At 62.5% G+C, this 17,647-nt stretch carries 13 protein-coding genes; 7 read left to right on the forward strand and 6 right to left on the reverse strand.

The genetic code is table 11. From position 1 onward, the window contains the following. The 3 genes from ACQY4T_RS24595 to ACQY4T_RS24605 are packed head-to-tail and all read right to left on the reverse strand — an operon-like array spanning position 1 to position 3,198. A complete protein-coding gene (locus tag ACQY4T_RS24595; RefSeq protein ID WP_428536028.1) occupies positions 1 to 720 on the reverse strand; it encodes an SDR family NAD(P)-dependent oxidoreductase in 720 nt (239 codons plus the stop codon). A gap of 51 nt (positions 721 to 771) precedes the next feature. Then, on the reverse strand, positions 772 to 2,397 hold the full coding sequence (locus ACQY4T_RS24600) for an ABC transporter substrate-binding protein (RefSeq protein WP_428536030.1): 1,626 nt from the start codon (positions 2,395 to 2,397) through the stop codon (positions 772 to 774). A 54-nt stretch (positions 2,398 to 2,451) separates the two neighbouring features. Then, positions 2,452 to 3,198, reverse strand: coding sequence for an SDR family NAD(P)-dependent oxidoreductase (locus tag ACQY4T_RS24605; RefSeq protein WP_428536032.1), 747 nt, complete (start codon positions 3,196 to 3,198; stop codon positions 2,452 to 2,454). 486 nt (positions 3,199 to 3,684) lie between these two features. Here ACQY4T_RS24605 and rutA point away from each other — a divergent pair, with 486 nt between their 5' ends. Then, positions 3,685 to 4,767 (forward strand): pyrimidine utilization protein A, encoded by a 1,083-nt coding sequence (gene rutA / locus ACQY4T_RS24610; protein WP_428536034.1) that lies wholly within the window; start codon positions 3,685 to 3,687, stop codon positions 4,765 to 4,767. 20 nt (positions 4,768 to 4,787) lie between these two features. Here rutA and ACQY4T_RS24615 read toward each other — a convergent pair whose 3' ends face one another. Continuing rightward, positions 4,788 to 6,242, reverse strand: a complete 1,455-nt coding sequence (locus tag ACQY4T_RS24615) for an amidase (RefSeq protein ID WP_428536036.1) — start codon at positions 6,240 to 6,242, stop codon at positions 4,788 to 4,790. Positions 6,243 to 6,791: 549 nt separating this feature from the next. Between ACQY4T_RS24615 and ACQY4T_RS24620 the strand changes: the two genes are divergently transcribed. Genes ACQY4T_RS24620 through ACQY4T_RS24640 form a run of 5 tightly spaced genes read left to right on the forward strand, consistent with a single transcriptional unit; the run spans position 6,792 to position 11,960 of the window. Then, positions 6,792 to 8,366, forward strand: a complete 1,575-nt coding sequence (locus ACQY4T_RS24620) for an ABC transporter substrate-binding protein (protein ID WP_428536038.1) — start codon at positions 6,792 to 6,794, stop codon at positions 8,364 to 8,366. Between the two features lie 9 nt (positions 8,367 to 8,375). Next, on the forward strand, positions 8,376 to 9,404 hold the full coding sequence (locus tag ACQY4T_RS24625; RefSeq protein ID WP_428536040.1) for an ABC transporter permease: 1,029 nt from the start codon (positions 8,376 to 8,378) through the stop codon (positions 9,402 to 9,404). Continuing rightward, positions 9,401 to 10,255, forward strand: coding sequence for an ABC transporter permease (locus ACQY4T_RS24630; protein WP_428536042.1), 855 nt, complete (start codon positions 9,401 to 9,403; stop codon positions 10,253 to 10,255). The genes ACQY4T_RS24625 and ACQY4T_RS24630 overlap by 4 nt, the downstream gene beginning before the upstream one ends. Beyond that, positions 10,252 to 11,142 (forward strand): ABC transporter ATP-binding protein, encoded by an 891-nt coding sequence (locus ACQY4T_RS24635; protein WP_428536044.1) that lies wholly within the window; start codon positions 10,252 to 10,254, stop codon positions 11,140 to 11,142. The genes ACQY4T_RS24630 and ACQY4T_RS24635 overlap by 4 nt, the downstream gene beginning before the upstream one ends. After that, positions 11,139 to 11,960 carry an ABC transporter ATP-binding protein gene (locus ACQY4T_RS24640; protein WP_428536046.1) on the forward strand — a complete coding sequence of 274 codons (822 nt, stop codon included), beginning with the start codon at positions 11,139 to 11,141 and terminating at the stop codon, positions 11,958 to 11,960. Before ACQY4T_RS24635 ends, ACQY4T_RS24640 begins: the two co-directional genes overlap by 4 nt. Positions 11,961 to 12,461: 501 nt before the next feature. On the opposite strand, the gene ACQY4T_RS24645 is transcribed toward ACQY4T_RS24640, so the two are convergent. Beyond that, a complete protein-coding gene (locus tag ACQY4T_RS24645; RefSeq protein WP_428536048.1) occupies positions 12,462 to 14,153 on the reverse strand; it encodes a hydantoinase B/oxoprolinase family protein in 1,692 nt (563 codons plus the stop codon). Further along, a complete protein-coding gene (locus ACQY4T_RS24650; RefSeq protein ID WP_428536050.1) occupies positions 14,153 to 16,237 on the reverse strand; it encodes a hydantoinase/oxoprolinase family protein in 2,085 nt (694 codons plus the stop codon). Before ACQY4T_RS24650 ends, ACQY4T_RS24645 begins: the two co-directional genes overlap by 1 nt. A gap of 369 nt (positions 16,238 to 16,606) precedes the next feature. Between ACQY4T_RS24650 and ACQY4T_RS24655 the strand changes: the two genes are divergently transcribed. Further along, a complete protein-coding gene (locus ACQY4T_RS24655) occupies positions 16,607 to 17,590 on the forward strand; it encodes an isopenicillin N synthase family dioxygenase (protein WP_428536052.1) in 984 nt (327 codons plus the stop codon). Positions 17,591 to 17,647: the final 57 nt, after the last annotated feature.

Consider the following 17,647-nt stretch of genomic DNA (forward strand, 5'->3'; position numbering starts at 1 on the left):
TCAGATCATGACGTCGCCGCCGTTCATGTTGAACGACGCGCCAGTGTAATAGGAACCTTCGTCGGAGGCGATCAGGACGAGTGTGGGGGCGACTTCCTCGACATTACCGTAACGGCCGAGCGGCAGCTCCTGGAGTTTCTGGGCTTTCCATTCCGCCGAACCAATTTTCGACATGGCGGTGTTGATCGGGCCAGGGCAGATGGCGTTGACGGTGATATTGTAAGCAGCAACTTCATAGGCGAGGGATCGGGTGAAACCAAGCACTCCAGCTTTGGCGGCGGCGTAGTGGGTAAGCTGGCGGCCGCCCTTGTGGGCAAGCTGCGAGCTGGTGCTGACGATACGGCCCCAGCGGCGTTTCATCATGCCGGGCAGCACGACGCGGGTGCCAAGGAAGACGCTGCGCAGGTTCACTGCGATCATCTCGTCCCAGGTTTCGACCGACATGTCGACAAGTGCGACGTGGGTGTTGATCCCGGCGTTGTTCATCAGCACGTCGATCTGGCCGAGCTGTTGTTCGGCGTCGGTCAGGGCTTTGGTAATAGATGTTTCATTGGAAACATCTGCGCTGTGGGCGAAGCCCCTGACGCCCAAAGCCTGGATTTCGCCCGCGACCTGTTCGGCATTTTCCGTAATGCGGTCGATGACGGCGACGTCCGCGCCTTCCTTGGCAAAAACCAGGGCGATGCCGCGGCCTATGCCCCGCCCACCGCCGGTTACCACGCATTTCTTTCCCTGTAGACGACCCATCATACGCCCCTTTGTTCGAACCGATCAGGCTCGGGTGAAGTCCTGAAAGCGAAGATTGTTGGAGGTGTAGTAGGTGAAGCCTTTCAGCGCTTTCTTCCGGCCGATGGCGTATTTCGGGTAGACCATGAAGCCCCACGGGGCTTCGTCCATCACGATTTTCTGGACTTGGGTGTAGATACTCTTGCGGCGCGAGTCGTCGAGCGTCTCCATGCCCTGCTGGATCAGCTTGTCTACCTCGGGATTGGAATAGTTGCTGTAGTCGACAAAGCTTTTTGACGAAAAGTAAAGCGCGGTGGAATAACCGGGGTCCGGTGTCCAGGGTGAGTCAAAATAGAAGATGATGGGCTTCTGGCGGCGGCTAACGTTTTCGTAGAAAACCCCGGCCGGGAGCTTGTCGAGGACGGCCTCGACGCCAACGCGGCGGAGTGAGGTCTGGAAGATGAGCGCGATCGGCTCCTGCACCGGGTTGCCCGCGTCGTAGCTGATGGTGGTCTTGAAGCCGTTGGCGAAACCGGCTTGTTTCAGCAAGTCTTTGGCTTTGTCGAGATTCTCATCGTAATCGAAGAAGCTGTAGTCGGCCATCGGGTAGCCTTGCGGGATGCAGGCAGTTTGTTTCGACGCCAGGTCGTAGTAGACGGTCTTGATGATCTCGTCGCGGGGCAGCAGGTAGTTCATGGCCTGCCGCACCTTGACGTTGTCGAACGGCGGGATCTTGGCGTTCAGCTCCAGCCACAATCCGTAGGACGCAGCGACCGCGTCGAATGTCGCCATCGGCGAGGTCTTGAGCGAGAGATACTCGCGCGGAGCGAGGAACTGGGCAATGTCGACCGCGCCGCCCTGCAGCAGCGAGAGGCGGCTGGCGGAGGACGGGACTTCGCGCATCACCACGGTGTCAAAGTAGGGCTTGCCGAGGTAGTAGTCGTCACGAGCCTGGAACACCGCTTGCTGGCCGCGGATGATGTCCTTCATCCGGTAGGGCCCGAAGCCGGCACTGCTGTTCTTCAAGAAGTTGTTGGCCCACGGATCATCGGTGGTCGAGACCTGCTTCATTTTGACCTGGTCGTAGATCGGTGAGCCCAGGTTGCAATGCAGCTTCAGGATCAGCGGTGTCGGCTTGGGCAGATAGAACGAGACGACCTGGGGTGATTCGACGGTGATCTGATCGAGGTCGGCGATGCCGAGCATGCGTGTCATGAAGGTGCCGTTGCCCTTGCTGTTGAAGCGGCGGGCCCACGAATACTTCACGTCCTCAGCGGTGAGAGGGTTGCCCCAGGTGCTTTTGACGCCTTCGCGCAAGGTGAAGGTCACCTTTTTGCCGTCCGGTGACAGCTCCCACTTCGTCGCCAGCTTGCCTTCGAGGGCGAGTCCATAGGGCTGGTCAGGATGGACGCCGATGTCTTCACGCATCACATCGGGGGAGGCAGGATCAGGGATCTTCTTGTAGGCAATCAGGTTGTCGTAGAGCGCGCCGGTGGAATCGACGGTGCCCAGGCTGACGTCGTAGTCACCGTCGAGACCTTGCGGAGTGGCGGGGGAGGCGATGACCAGTGTCTTGCTAGTGTCGGCGGCGAGCGCTTCGCCGGAAGCGGCTGTGGCGGCAATGGCGGCGGCGGCTTTAAGGAAGTCTCTGCGATCAACTTGGTTGGGCATGGTGACGGCCTTTGGGTTGGAGCGGCCTGAGCCGCCCGTCAGCAGGGGAGAGTTTTAGATCATGACGTCGCCGCCGTTGGGGTTGAGCGAGGCGCCGGTGTAGTAAGACCCCTCGTCGGAGGCCAGCGGGACGGCTGTCGGGGCGATCTCCTCGACCTTTCCGAAACGGCCGAGCGGCAGTTCGGCGCGTTTGCGGGCACGCCACTCTTCGGAAAGCCCGGCGGACAGGTCAGTGTCGATCGGGCCCGGGCAGATGGCGTTGACGGTGATGCCGAACTCGGCAACCTCGTAGGCCAAGGAGCGGGTGAAGCCCAGAATGCCGGCCTTCGCGGCGCAGTAATGGGCGAGTTCGACGCCACCCTTGTGCGCGAGCTGGGAGCTGGTGCTGATCACGCGCCCCCAGCGCTGGCTGATCATTCCGGGAAGTACCAGACGGGTACAAAGGAAGACGCTGCGCAGGTTGATGGCAATCATGCGGTCCCAGGCGTCCACCGACATGTCGACGACAAGGCCGCTGTCGCCGATGCCGGCGTTGTTGACCAGGACATCGACGCTGCCGAGTTGTTCGGCAACCTGGGCGAATGCGGCAGCGACGGAGGATTCGTCGGACACGTCAACCGTAACGGCACAGGCGGAGACGCCGAGGGCCATGACATCGTGGGCCGTCTTTCTTGCCAGGTCTTGATTGCGATCAAGTATCGCTACATCCGCGCCTTCCTGCCCGAACGCCAGCGCGATGGCTCGGCCGATGCCGCGGGCGCCACCGGTGACCACGCATTTCTTGCCTTTCATCCGGTTCATCAAACTCTCCTGCGCAAAGGGTCGACTAGTCTGGTATCAAACGAAATTACCTATACTTGAGATTGTCTTGAACCAGTTCACCTTGAACGGGAGACTGATCGGACACCCGATTTGTCCATAATGATCTTTGCCATCAGTTGGAGATATGCTGCAGGAACCATGCCATAGCGTGCGGTCGGGGTATCTGTCGGCACGGCCGCAGACGCGCCGGATGACATGATCAATCTACAGGCAAAAGCCTAGGCGATAGGCCAATAGCTTATCCGGCGGCAACCCCCGAGCGGGTCCGTCAGTCGATGACTGACTGGCTTGCATGGTGGACACTCCAGGCCGATCCCGCAAAAAACCCGCCGCGCCTTCGACCATCACGACGGGACGCCTGTCAGCCGACCGGGCGGCGTCTCGCCGGCACGCGCGGGCTTTGCCGCGCAGACCGCTTGGCACGCCGTTTGCTATGTTGCAGCGTCAGCGACGATGAGGGTCAAAATGGATATCGGCGTCTTCATTCCGATCAACAACAACGGCTGGATCATCTCAGCCACGTCGCCCCAGTACATGCCCAGCTTCGAACTGAACAAAACGGTCGTGCTCAAGGCTGAAGCGTACGGCTTGGACTTCGCCCTCTCGATGATCAAGTTGCACGGATTCGGCGGCAAGACCGAGTTTTGGGATCATGGGCTGGAGAGCTTCACACTGATGGCCGGGCTCGCCTCGGTTACCAACCGGATCAGACTCTATGCCTCCGTAGCCGTATTGACGATCCCGCCGGCGATTGTCGCCCGCATGGCATCGACCATTGCCGATATATCAGGCGGCCGTTTCGGGGTAAACATCGTCTCCGGCTGGCACAAGATCGAATACAGCCAGATGGGACTTTGGCCCGGCGACGAGCATTTCGGCAGTCGATATGATTACAGCACGGAATACGTCACTGTCATGAAGCAGCTTTGGGAAACCGGACGCAGCGACTTCAAGGGCAAGTATTTCCAGATGGAGGACTGCAAGCTCAGCCCCCGCCCCGCCAGTCCGGTGAAGCTGGTGGCAGCCGGCCAGAGCGACCGCGGCATGGCATTCGCCGCGCAATACTGCGACTTCAATTTCTGCTTTGGCGAGGGTTTGAACACGCCGACCAAAGGCGTCGCGGTGCCGACCCGTATGCTGGCGCACGCCGACAAAGCCGGGCGGGATGCAGGCAGTTACATGCTCTATATGGTCATCGCCGATGAAACAGACGCCGCGGCGATGGCGAAATGGGATAACTACAACGCCGGTGCGGATCAGGACGCACTGGCTCATCTTCTGGGCAAAGCTTCGGAGGACACCGCGCCCTCCGAGACCTCGATGGCCACCACGATCCAGCGCTCCGCGTCGCCGATTAATTTCAGCATGGGTACGCTCGTGGGATCGTATGCCCGCGTCGCAGAGATGTTGGATGAGGTGGCGACCATGCCGGGGGTGAAAGGGATCATGCTGACCTTCGACGACTTCATTGTCGGGATGGAGGACTTTGGCACGCGCATCCAACCGCTTTTGCGCTGCCGTAAGGATCGGACACCGGCTGCGGAATAAGGTATAATCCGCGCAAGCAATCACAGCCCGAACCGCTCCAGCACACCCGGCCACTTCGCCGCCCACGGACGCGCACGCTCGAAAGCGCCGGACGCACCCAGCACGCTCTTGTCGTCGAGGTGACGGCCAATGATCTGCAAGCCGACCGGCAGCCCATCGTGGGTAAAGCCGGCGGGAATGCTGGCGGCCGGCTGACCGGTCATGTTGGCCGCGAAGGTGAAGCAAAGCCAGTCCGCCGAGCGTCCCATGCGCCGGTCAATGACCTCGGGTCCCTGCATGTGCACCGGGAACGCCGGCACTGCGACAGTCGGCGTCAACAGCAGGTCATACTTGGCCATGAAGCGCCACATGACGTTGCATAGCCGCTGGCGGCCCATCCGAGCACTGGTAAAATCCTCCGCCGTCCAACGCCGCTGTAGCAGCTCCACCAGATGCGGCGACATCGCCCGCTCGTGGCCCTTCATCATCCGTCGCATGCCCACCAGGTCGGTATCCGCGGCAACCAACGCCCAGAACGTCGCGGACTCGTCGCCAAAGCCCGGATCGGCCCGCTCGACCGTGCACCCCAGGTCACTTTCAAACGCCGCGACAGCCTCCGACACGACACGACGTACCTCAGGGTCAACGGCCGCAAAGCCCCAGTCCTCGCTGTAGGCAATCCGCAAGCCTTTGATGTCGCCCTTGGTGGCTTCGACGTAGTCAAAATCCGCCGCCGGAATCGAGTAGCGGTCGCGCGGGTCCGGTCCGGCAATCACACTCAGCATCAACGCCGAGTCAGCGACGGTGCGGCTCATCGGCCCAATGTGTTCCAACGACTCCCAGCTCGATACGCCAGGATATCGTTCATCGCGGCAACCGGGATACAGCGCCACCCGGCCCATCGACGCCTTGATGCCGTAAAGCCCGCACAGAGCGGAAGGGATGCGCACCGATCCGCCGCCGTCGCTGCCAATGGCAAATGGTGCCACGCCCGCTGCAACCGATGCCCCCGACCCTGCGCTGGACCCGCCCGAGGTCATCGCCGTGTTCCACGGATTGCGCGTGGTAGGAAAAACCGGATTGTGCCCGACACCGCTGTAACCGAATTCCGGGACGTTGGTCTTGCCGATAATGACGGCGCCCGCCGCCTTCAATCGCTCGACCACGATATCGTCCTCATCCGGCACAAAGTCATGGTACAACGGCGAGCCCATAACCGTCGGGATGTCCTTGGTTGCCACCAGATCCTTGATGCCGATCGGCACGCCGCCCAACGGACCGGCATCCTCGCCAGCATTGATCTTGCTATCGACCGCGCGGGCAGCGGCGCGCGCCACCTCCGGAGTAGGCGTGCAGAAGGCGTGCAGATGCGGCTCCAGCACGTCCATCCGGCGCAGCACCGCCTCGGTTACTTCGACCGCCGATAACGCCTTGGCGCGGATGTGCCCCGCCAGTGTCATTGCGTCCATGCGGCAGATTTCGTTGTCCGTGGTCATCGGTCTATTTTCACCTCATGCAGCGAAATGATAGGCAGCGACATGATCGCCGCGCGGGGTATGGATGGGCGCCTTGCCGTCCACGGTCCTCCCGGTCTGCTGATATAAACAAGATCGATGAACGTGCCGCCAATATCGACCCCGATACGCGTCGCCACACCTCACTCTCCGTCCTTGCCCGGACCGCGAGCAATAGGCTTACCCAAGACCATGCCGCCCCGGTTCCCTTGCAAAAGGCAGCCTGCTAGTCGTTCTCTGCCAGATCCGCTGCAGGTTGCATCTCTTATGGCTGTCCGACAATCCGTCAGGACAATCAATATGAACGAACAAGTATATCGCCCATAATCCGAGTCGTTGTATGACAAATTTACAGGCATCCGCCTGGTCCAGGTCAACGCTATGGACCAACACGCTCGACACACCTGCCACGGTCACAAAATGTTTGAAATATTTTCTCGACACGGCCCTATTCACCAAATGCATTGCTGAACACAATGCAGACGTCCGCTGTAGCACCACGGACAATATTCAGGCACCGCGGAGAACAGCATGAGAGGCTTGCAACCAACCCTGCTCGCGATGGCAATCGCGTGCGGCGCCACCTCCTCCGTGCAAGCGGCGACGGTGCTACGTCTGGACAACTCAGCCCCGGCCCAGCTCGATCCGGACAAGGAGACGGATTATTCCGGTTCCATCCTGGCCTTCAACCTATACGATACGCTTGTGCTGACAAAGCAGGGCGCGGCAGGCGTCGGTCCGCATGTGGCCAGCAGTTGGACCAGCGACGCCACCAACTACACCTTCAATCTGCGACCCGGAATCAAGTTCCACAACGGCGACGCAATGACCGCGGAGGACGTGAAATACTCGTTCAATCGCATCATTGGCCTGCAGCAGGGCTTCTCCTACCTGTTCGCCAAAACGGTGCCGTCGGTCGACGTGCTTGGTCCAACCCAGGTGCGTTTCACCCTCAAGCAGCCGTTCGCGCCATTCCTCGCGTCGTTGACCCGGCTGGCGATTCTCGACAGCAAACTGGTGAAATCGCACGCCACCGCCGGTGACCCCTGGGCGGCGAACTGGATCGCCACCAATGATGCCGGCAGCGGCGCCTACAGCGTCGTCTCGCACGACCCGCAAAGCCTGACGGTGATGCAAAAATTTCCCGGTTACTTCCTCGGCGTCGGGCCGACCGCACCGGATGAAGTGCGCATGTCCTATGGGCTCGACGCCCCCACCGTTCGCACCTTGATGGCCAGCGGCCAACAGGACATCGCTTCCCAGTGGCTGCCGCCCGAAGTCAAGGCAGCCCTGCTCGCCCGCCACGATATGCACGCGCTGCAATCGAGTGGTGCCGGCGAATTCTACATCAAGATGAATACCACCAAGCCGCCGCTCGATGACGTCCACTGCCGGCGTGCCCTGGTGGATGCCTTCGACTACAAGACCGCGCTCGACCTGGTCCGCGTCAACGCCAAGGTCGTCATGGGCAAATCGGCGAACGGCCCGCTGCCGACCGGCATGATGGGCGCGCTGGACACCCCGGCGATCCACCAAGACCTGCCGGCGGCACAATCCGAACTCAAGCAATGCAAGTACGACCCGAAGCAGCAGACGCTCGAGATCGCCTGGGTCGCCGAGGTGCCGCTGGAGGAGCGCTACGCCCTGCTGATGCAGTCGAACTTCGCCCAGCTTGGCTTCAAAAGCACGATCACGCGGATACCCTGGTCGCTGTTCAGCGACCGCGCCTCCAAGCCCGAGACCACGCCCGCCATCTCCCAGATCTTCATTACTGCAACGACACCAGATCCAGACTCGCTGATCTACAGCATGTATGACTCCAAAGTCCCGAGCACCTGGCAGTCGACCGAGCATCTGAATGATCCGGAGGTCGATAGCCTGCTCGATCAGGCGCGATCGGCGCAGGATAGCGGCGCGCGGACCAAGCTCTACCAGCAGCTTGGGCAACGCCTGATCGCGCTGGCGCCAACCATCTACGCCTACGACCAGGTCTCGGTCTTTCCCGCCCGAGACGCGGTGCAGGTCCCCGCGCTGCAGAACGCCGAGAACGAGTTCGACCTCGACGCGATGGGCTTTACCTTCCGCCTGATGCAAATGCCGCATTGAGCGATTGACATGAACCCGATCCTCCGCGTGCTGCTCTACCGGTTGGGGTCCGCGGTGCTGGTGCTGTTCGGGGTCTCCATCGTGATCTTCGTCATTGCCCGGGTGATCCCGGGTGATCCGGCGCGGATCGCGCTCGGTGCCAACGCAAGCGCACAGCAGGTCGCCGCACTACGGGCGGCGCTGTATCTCGACCGGCCGTTGCCGGCGCAATACGCCATCTTCCTCGGCAACCTGCTGCACGGCGATCTCGGCCAATCGCTCTACACCAACCGCCCGGTCATCGACGACATCGCGGCCTTCCTGCCGGCAACGCTGGAGCTGATCTTCGTCGCCGCCCTGATCATGGTGCTGATCGGCATGCCGCTCGGCGTGCTGGCGGCACACTGGCGCGGCAGCCCGATCGACCATGCAATCCGCGGCGCGGCGGTGATCGCCGTCTCCGCGCCAAGCTTCGTCTGGGCGGTGGTTTTCATGCTGCTGTTCGCCTACTGGCTGCCCTGGTTCCCGATCGCCGGCCAGCTCGGTCAGTCCACCCCCGCGCCACCGGACCTCACCGGCTTCGTCATGCTCGACAGCCTGCTGGCGGGCGAGTGGACCACACTGGGCGATGCGCTGTACCACGTGATCCTGCCGGCGGCGGCCCTGGCGATGGCCGGCATCGGGCAGACCACGCGGATGATGCGCTCCAGCCTGATCGAGATCTACGACCGCCCGTTCATCGAGATGGCGCTGGCCTTCGGCTTCACCGGCCGCCGCATCGCCACCCGCTGGGCGCTCCGTCCGGCGCTGATCCCTACCCTGACCATCCTCGGCCTCGATATTGCCGCCCTGCTCGGCAACGCCTTCCTGGTGGAGAACGTGTTTGCCTGGCCAGGCCTGTCGCGCTACGGCGTCCAGGTGATCCTGCGCAAGGACCTGAACGCGATTATCGGCACCGTGCTGATCATCGCCTCCGCCTTCATTGTCATGAACATTGTCGTGGATCTGTTGGCAAACCTGCTCAACCCGCGCATTCGCCTGTCGGAACCACGCGGTTGACGCCAAATGAGGGACAGGCCGCACGGACCTGGGCCCGCTTCCGCCGCAAGCCAGCGGCAATCACCGGCCTTGCCGTTGTCCTGCTGGTGGCGCTGGGCGCGATCTTCGCCGGGTTGATCGCGCCGTTCCCGTCCCATGTCGGATCCGTGGTGGATTTCGCCAACGCCAACCAGCCGCCGCATCTGCCGTACCTGTGCGGCACCGACCTCGTCGGACGCGACCTGTTCAGCCGGCTGCTGTTCGCCTACCGGCTGTCGCTGTTGCTGGGCGTGGTGGTGTTGGCCATCGCCGTGCCGATCGGCGTCGGCATTGGCCTTGTGGCAGGCTATACCGGGGGGTGGGTGGAATTCGCGCTGCTGCGGCTGACCGATGTGTTCCTCTCGGTGCCGCCGCTGGTCCTGGCGATGTCGATCATGGGTTTCCTCGCACCCACACTGGTCAACGGCATGCTCGCGGTCACCGTCATGTGGTGGCCCTGGTACACCCGCCTGACCTTCGCGATGACACGAGCCGAACGGTCAGAGGGCTACGTGCTCGCCGCCGAGGTGGTCGGCGCCTCGACGACCCACATCCTGCTGCGCGAGATCCTGCCGAACTGCCTGCCGGCGATCCTGACCAAGATGACGCTGGATTTCGGCTTCGTCATCCTGATCGCCTCCTCGCTCAGCTTCCTCGGCCTTGGCGTGCAGCCGCCGACACCCGATCTCGGCTCGATGGTGGCGGACGGCGCCAACTACCTGCCTGATTCATGGTGGCTGACAGTGTTCCCGGCGCTCGCCATCCTGGTCGTGGTGCTCGGCTTCAACCTGCTCGGCGATGGCTTGCGCGAATCGCTTGAGGACGGACAGTGACACCGCCTGTTCCGGAACTGCCCGCACCGCCCGTCCTGGAACTGATCGACCTGCGGCTCGGCTTCGGCACGACGCAGGTGCTGCACGGCATTTCGCTGCGCGTCGGGCGCAGTGAGAAGGTTGCGCTGGTCGGGGAATCAGGGTCTGGCAAGTCAGTCACCGCCCGACTAGTGCTTGGTCTGCTGCAGGGCCAGCGCAGCGTGCAGGTGGACGGCGCCATCTTGTTCGAGGGTCGCGAGATCGGCGACCCCGCCCGGCTGCGAGGCACAAGTATCGCGATGATCCTGCAGGACCCCACCTCTTCGCTAAATCCGGTGTTTCCGATCTCGGCCCAGTTCCGGGAAGTGTTGCGCCGCCGCCAGCCCCATCTGGGTCGGGCCGAGGCTGACCGCATCGCCACCCGACACCTGGAAAGCGTTTCAATCCACCAGCCGGCACGCGTCCTCGCGTCCTATCCGTTCCAGCTCTCCGGCGGGATGAATCAGCGGGTGATGATCGCGATGGCGCTGGCCAACCACCCGGCGCTGCTGGTCGCCGACGAGCCGGGCAGCGCCCTGGACGTGACGGTGCAGGCGCAAACCCTGGCGCTAATGGACGCACTGATCCGCGACAGTGGCACCGCCGTTCTGTTCATCTCCCACAATCTCGGTGTGGTGCGGGAATTCGCTGACCGCATCTACGTGATCTACCGTGGCCGCATCGTCGAGCAGGGCGCCACGCAGCAAGTCTTCGCCGCCCCCGGCCATCCCTACACAAGGGCACTGTTCGACGCCGTGCCAAAGCTGACCGGAGGCCTGCCCAGCGTGCAGGACACCGAAACCGATTTCCACGCCCCGATGGTCGATCATGCGCCAATGGTCGATCGTGCGTCAGGACGCCCGGTATGAATCAGCCGCTGCTGGAGGTGCGGGATCTGGACAAGGTGTTCCAAGTCGGCCGCGCCACGGTGCAGGCGTTGCGCCAGGTCTCGCTCACACTTGAACGCGGCGAGTGTCACGCCGTCGTCGGCGAATCCGGCTCGGGCAAATCGACCCTCGCCAACCTTGTGCTCGGTTTGACGCAGCCGAGTACCGGCAGCTTGCTGTTCAACGGAAAGACGCTGCCGGCGCGCCGGCCACTGGCGCTGCGCCGAGCGATCCAGTTGGTGCAGCAAAATCCGCTGTCGGCGCTCAACCGTGCCCGCACGATCGGTGCAAGCTTGCGGCTGCCGCTCGATGTGCACGACATCGGCAACAAGCGGGAGCGCCTGACGCGGGTCGGCGGGTTATTGCGGGAAGTCGGCCTGGATCCGTCGCTGGCAGGACGGTTGCCCGCATCCCTGTCCGGTGGCCAACGGCAGCGCGTGGCGATCGCCCGGGCCTTGGCCTGCGCACCCGCGTTGCTGGTGCTGGACGAGCCGACGTCGGCACTGGACGTGCTGGTGCAGGCCCGAATGCTGCAGTTGCTGCAGGCGGTAAAGCAGCAGCACGGCCTGACCTACCTGTTCATCACCCACGACCTTGCGGTGGTGCGCAGCATCGCCGATCGGGTCACGGTGCTTGAGCATGGGCGGGTGGTAGAAACCGGCACCGTCGCCGAGGTGTTCGCCGCCCCCCGCGAGCCCTACACTCGCCGCCTGCTTGCCGCGGTGCCGGTTGTTTCGGCAGCGGATGCAGCGCTGCGCGATCGACTTCGTGCCGAAAGTGCGGGGGTCATGGAGAACTGACAGCGGCCGGCGGTGCGGCAGGGGCTCGCGCCTGGTGATTGCTCAGGCTGGCTCGTCTTGCGTGCGTAACCGATCCAGCAACTTTCCGGCCGGAGTCGCGAATGCGTTCCGTGCATGAGTCAACCAGCGAATCTGCGAATGACACGTATGCTTCCAGCGCGCTGACCGCGACGCGATGGCAGCCCATATGCGGTCACAAGGCACGAGACGGTATCGGCTCTGTGGCCTCCGACTGAAGGAGTATGGATATGAGACATTTACTGTTTGCGGCTGCCGCAGCCCTGGCAATTGCGAGCGCGGCGCCGGCTTTCGCGGCAGGTGGTGGCGGTGGGGGTGGCGGGACCGACAACCCGATGCCGTCCGCGCAGTCCAACACAGCCAGATAGCATGCCACGCGAAGCCCCGGCGCGTTCGCCGGGTACCGGCTCTTCTATTTCAAGGCCGGTCTGAGCCGGCCATTAAATACTGATAAGTGCGGCCCTCACCGTGCTGCTCACCAGTTTATGAACCGGTGAGTGGCTCCTGAACGTAGCCATAACTTTCCTGTGCCTCCTCAGGCGTAACGGTGCCATCCCGCAGGTCATCCCGCACCGACTGCCGCAGTCGCTCCAGCGGTGGGCCGAAGCCACCGCCGTTGCCGGTCACCACACCCACCACGTCGCCTTGGTTCAGTGGAACACCGGTGGCGAAAGCGTGGCGCTCTACCGTTCCTGAAGCACGGCGAATTTGAATGTAGTTCACGGTGCCGGGCTGACCGCCGGACAGACCCCACGGCGCAATTCGCGACCGGGTATAGCCGCAGGTCAGAAAGCAGTTGTCGGAACGAATGCGGTAATCAATTTTGATGCCCCTGCCGCCGCGATACCGTCCGGCTCCCCCGCCCTCGTCGTTCAGCCGGACACTCTCCACGAACAAGCCATTGCGCGCCTCGGAGATTTCGGCTGGGCAGTTGAAGGTTTCACCGTGAAACGCCGAGAACGTCGCCGTCGCACCGTCCTGCCCGTCAAAAGCGCCCCAGCCGCCCAGTTCCGGCTCAACTATGGTGAAATGCCGCCCTGTATCGGGGTGCGTGCCACCGATCACCGTGCCGCAGATCGAGGCGAAATGGCCCGCCGGCAGCCGATCCGGCATATGTGGCGCGAGGCATCGCCAGATCAGATCGTAAAGTCGGATCTCGGTCTCGAAGTAGAAACCGAGCGCGGCGGGTGGCTTGGCATCGAACAAGGAGCCCGGCCGGGTTAGCAGTCGCAACGGCCGAAATGTGCCACCATTACAAACGGTCCCGGTCTCGGTCAGCCCCTTCAGGATCATTTGTGCGACGACTGTCGCGCCGTCCAGGCAAATGTTGGACGGTCCGTTCTCCTGGTCCGGATTGTCACGCAGATCGACGGTGAATTTCTCGTCGGTTATTTCGACAGCAACATTGAATATCCGGCCGTCATCCTGCTCCTCGGCCAGCTCGAAACGGCCTTTGGGCAGCCGGCGCAGCGCTTTCAGCGTGACCTGTTCGCCATAATCGAGATGACGGCGAATGGCCTCCAGGTAGCTTTCCCGGCCGTACTTCTGCACCAACTCGCCGATGCGGCGTTCACCCAGGCGCACCGCAGCAATCGCTGCCCACATGTCGCCATGCAGAAAATCCGGCAGACGGGAATTAGCCCGCATGATCTCGAGCACCGGCCCAATCGGCTCGCCGCGGGAGAACAGCTTCACCGCCGGCAGCCGCAATCCTTCCTGAAAGATCTCGGTCGCATGGGTGGACATCGACCCGGGCACCGCCCCGCCGACATCGTTCCAATGCGCGATATTCGCCGTCCAGGACACGATCTCGCCATCGGCGAAGACCGGCATCACGATCACCGCATCGTTCAGATGGGTCACCGCGCCATAATGCGGATCGTTGGTGATGAAGATGTCACCCGGTTCGATCGCGCCCGGCGCGCTGTGCCGCGCGCGCACCACCTTCACCGCCTTGTCGAGCACGCCGACGAACGCCGGAATGCCGGAGCCGGAACTGGCCAGTTCGCCCTCGGCGTCGGTCAGACCAGTACCCATATCAAGCACTTCGTAGATGATCGCACTCATCGCGGTCTTACGCATGGCGACGAACATCTCGTCGCTGACGGCCTGCAGCGCGCTCTGAATGATCTCGACGGTGATCGGGTCCAACGCCGCCGCTATTACGTCCGCCATCAGATTTCCTCGCCGATCGTGATGTGGATGTTCCCATAGCGGTCGATCGAGACAAGCTGTCCAGGATGTACAACGGTGGTCGTGCCGCTCTGTTCAATCACAGCCGGACCGCGAAATTCCATACCTGGCTCCAGCCGCTCACCGTCGTGGATCGCCGCCTCATGCATGCCTTCCAGCCCATAATCGACACGGCGAAGGCCCTTCACCGTGGCGGCGAGACTAAGCCCGGTCACCGGGCGCTCCGCCACGCCAAGTTTGCCGACCGCCGCCGAGGCGACAACGTGCAGCCCGACGAACTCCACCGGCGCATCAAGCCGGTAGGTGTAGTGCCGCTCGTAGATCTCATGGAACGCGGTCCCTACTGCCTCAACGTCGGCGGCGGTGAATGCACCGCCGGGAATCGGCACCTCGACCGAATGTTCCTGGTTCTGGTATCGCATCCGGCCATAGCATAGAAAACTGATCTGTTCGGAGGCAATACCCTCGGCGGTGTATTTCGCTATGGCGCGATCTACGACTTCACGGATCAGCGCATCGATCATCGGCGCGCTGGCTTGTTCAAAATCGAGCAGACGGGTCACCATATAGTCGCGCCGCAAGTCCGACATCAGCATGCCCCAGGCGGAAAACACCGCCGCCGCGGCGGGCACCACCACTTTGCGCACACCAAGCTCCGCCGCGAGCGCCGCGCCATGCATGCCGCCGCCGCCGCCGAACACCACCATGGTGAAGTCGCGTGGATCGTAGCCGCGGTTCACCGAGATCAGCTTCAGCGCATTGACCATGTTGTTGTTGGCAATCCGCACGATGCCACGCGCGACCTCCGGCGACGACATGCCTAACTGCCGTGCCAGCACATCCAACGATCTGCTCACCGCCGCAATATCGGCGATGACCTCGCCGCCACAGAAATAGTCGGGATTAATCCGGCCAAGCGCCAGGTTGGCGTCGGTTGTGGTGGCGTCCTGGCCACCTCGGCCGTAGGCGGCCGGACCCGGCACGGCGCCGGCGCTTTGCGGCCCGACATGCAGCTTGCCGAGATCGTCACTCCAGGCGATCGAACCGCCACCATTACCGATCTCGATCAGATCCACCACGGGGACCATGATCGGGTAACCCGCGCTGGTCGGACTGCGCTCGATCCAGTAATCCGAAGTCAAGCGAACCTGTCCATTCTCGATCAAGGAGCATTTGGCCGTCGTGCCGCCGATATCGAGCGCCAGCACATTCGCCTCATTGATCAGCCTCCCCAACTCGGCTGCGCCCCAGACGCCGCTGGCCGGCCCGGACTCGACCATAGTTATCGGAATCTCCGAGACTGTGTCGAGTGTTTCGATGCCACAGTTGGACTGCATGACATACAAACTGCCACCAAATCCGGCGTTGGTCAGTTCATTACTAATTCGACCCAGGTAGCGTTGCGCCACGGGCTGCACATAGGCCGACAGAACGGTTGTGCTGGTGCGCTCATACTCGCGCCACTCGCGGGTTATCTGATGCGAGCCGACAACACTGACCTCCGGCCACAAACGGCGGATTTCCAAAACCGTCCGTTCCTCATGCGAATTGTTGACATAAGCATGCAGGAAACAGACAGCCACGGCCTGCACGCCGACAGCACGAAAATCCTCCAGGATGCCGGGCAGCGGTGACAGATCCAGCGGATCCAGTTCCTCGCCCTTGAAGTTGATGCGCCCCGGCAGTTCCCGCCGCAATCGACGCGCCACGAAAGGCGGCGGCTTGACGTAGCGAAGGTTGAAGAAGTCGGGGCGGTTGCCGCGGGCGATCTCCAGCACGTCGCGAAAGCCGGCGGTCGTTATCAGTCCTGTCAGCGCCCCCTTCCGTTCGGTCAGCGCGTTGATCACCACCGTTGTTCCGTGTGCCATGAAGCTGATCTCGCGCAGCGGCACCCCGCTTTTACGCAGCACCTCGAGAACGCCGCGTTCGAAATCCGGTGGCGTGGTGTCGGCCTTTGCGACGCTTACGGTCTGGGCACCGGTGGCCGGGTCATGCCGGAAACTGACGATGTCGGTGAAGGTGCCACCAACATCGGTCGCCACCCGTATCTCGGGATGATGGCTCATACGCACCTGATCAAGGGGATTGTCTGGGCGAGTGTCTGGCGCGCAAGCAACAGGAACCCGACCGCCGCCAGCGGACCGAACGCCGTATCGAGCAAAGTGTCCAGTCGCCGCAACGATTATCGTGCATCTGTGCCCCCTCAGCAGAAACCCACACCCCTCGCCATGCGATGACTGCAACACGGCACCAACCTTTGGCCGCCAAAGCGTTTTTGGCAACCCTTAACTTACCTATGTTGGCAGGACGATTGTGCAGACACTCCGTTCCAGCGGCGGCCCGGGAATATCTACAACAAACGCCCGACGTCCGAAGTTGACCGAAGGCTCACATCGGGCGATTGTTCCGCCGAGGATGACAGAAAGGAGCCCGCCATGGCTCGCAACATTCCCGTTATCGACTTGGCCGACTACCTGCCAGGACAGCCCGGCGCCCTGCCGCAAACGGCACGCGCCATCCATGATGCCCTGACGGATGTCGGCTTCTTCGTCATTACAGGCCACGATATCCCCGCCGGATTGATCCGGCAGACCTTCGACGAGGCTCATCGCTTGCACGACTTGCCGATGACCCGGAAGCTCTCGCTGAAACTGAACGAGCACAACAACGGCTACATGGCCATGGGGCGCTATGCGGTCTGGACCTCCGACGTCAACACGAACGACAAGCCGGATTTGAACGAGGCGTTCTTCGTCAGGCGCGAACGCGATCCGGACAATGCGCTGCGCCAATCCGGCCGCCGCTTCGCCGGTCCGAATATCTGGCCGGACGCGGCCGAGATGCCCGGCTTCCGACAGCATGTCCTGGACTACACGAACGCCATGGAAGCGTTCACCAATCGGCTGTTGCCCGCGGTCGCGGTATCACTGGATCTTTCGCCGGAATATTTTTTGCCACATTTCGTGGACGGCCAGTTCAGCCTGCGTCTGTCGCACTATCCGCCCGTGCCTGCCGAGACCAATCAGTTCGGCATCGCGCCGCATACCGATGCGAATTTCATGACCTTCCTGCCGCAATCGGACGTGCCGGGCCTGCAGGTGCGAACCATGTCGGGCGAGTGGCTGGACGTGCCCTCCATTCCAGGATCGTTCGCGGTGAATTCGGGCGACATGATGCGGCGCTGGACCAACGGGCGGTTCCTGTCCACCCCGCACCGAGCCCTGCCCCCGGTGGGACAACATCGCTATGCCATCCCATTCTTCCTGGCACCCCATCTCGACACGAAGATCGAATGCCTGCCCACCTGCACCGGCCCGGACAACCCGCCTCGGTGGGAGCCGATCACCTACGAGGACTGGATCACAACCTGGACCAACGCGAACTATGACCCGAAGCGACAGCAGGATGTGGCGGCTTAAGCCTTTCAGCCTGACTGCGCAGACTGTTGGCTTGATCGCATGATTCGCGCGCCTTGG

Origin of the sequence: Rhodopila sp., from assembly GCF_965277825.1 — a bacterium.
Classification (GTDB): Bacteria; Pseudomonadota; Alphaproteobacteria; order Acetobacterales; family Acetobacteraceae; genus Rhodopila.

Coding starts and splice junctions, on each gene's coding strand:
- ACQY4T_RS24615 (WP_428536036.1), bottom strand. CDS start 6,242: ATGACCACGGACAACGAAATCTGCCGCATGGACGCAATGACACTGGCG.
- ACQY4T_RS24650 (WP_428536050.1), bottom strand. CDS start 16,237: ATGAGCCATCATCCCGAGATACGGGTGGCGACCGATGTTGGTGGCACC.
- ACQY4T_RS24625 (WP_428536040.1), top strand. CDS start 8,376: ATGAACCCGATCCTCCGCGTGCTGCTCTACCGGTTGGGGTCCGCGGTG.
- ACQY4T_RS24645 (WP_428536048.1), bottom strand. CDS start 14,153: ATGGCGGACGTAATAGCGGCGGCGTTGGACCCGATCACCGTCGAGATC.
- ACQY4T_RS24605 (WP_428536032.1), bottom strand. CDS start 3,198: ATGAACCGGATGAAAGGCAAGAAATGCGTGGTCACCGGTGGCGCCCGC.
- ACQY4T_RS24640 (WP_428536046.1), top strand. CDS start 11,139: ATGAATCAGCCGCTGCTGGAGGTGCGGGATCTGGACAAGGTGTTCCAA.
- rutA (WP_428536034.1), top strand. CDS start 3,685: ATGGATATCGGCGTCTTCATTCCGATCAACAACAACGGCTGGATCATC.
- ACQY4T_RS24620 (WP_428536038.1), top strand. CDS start 6,792: ATGAGAGGCTTGCAACCAACCCTGCTCGCGATGGCAATCGCGTGCGGC.
- ACQY4T_RS24600 (WP_428536030.1), bottom strand. CDS start 2,397: ATGCCCAACCAAGTTGATCGCAGAGACTTCCTTAAAGCCGCCGCCGCC.
- ACQY4T_RS24655 (WP_428536052.1), top strand. CDS start 16,607: ATGGCTCGCAACATTCCCGTTATCGACTTGGCCGACTACCTGCCAGGA.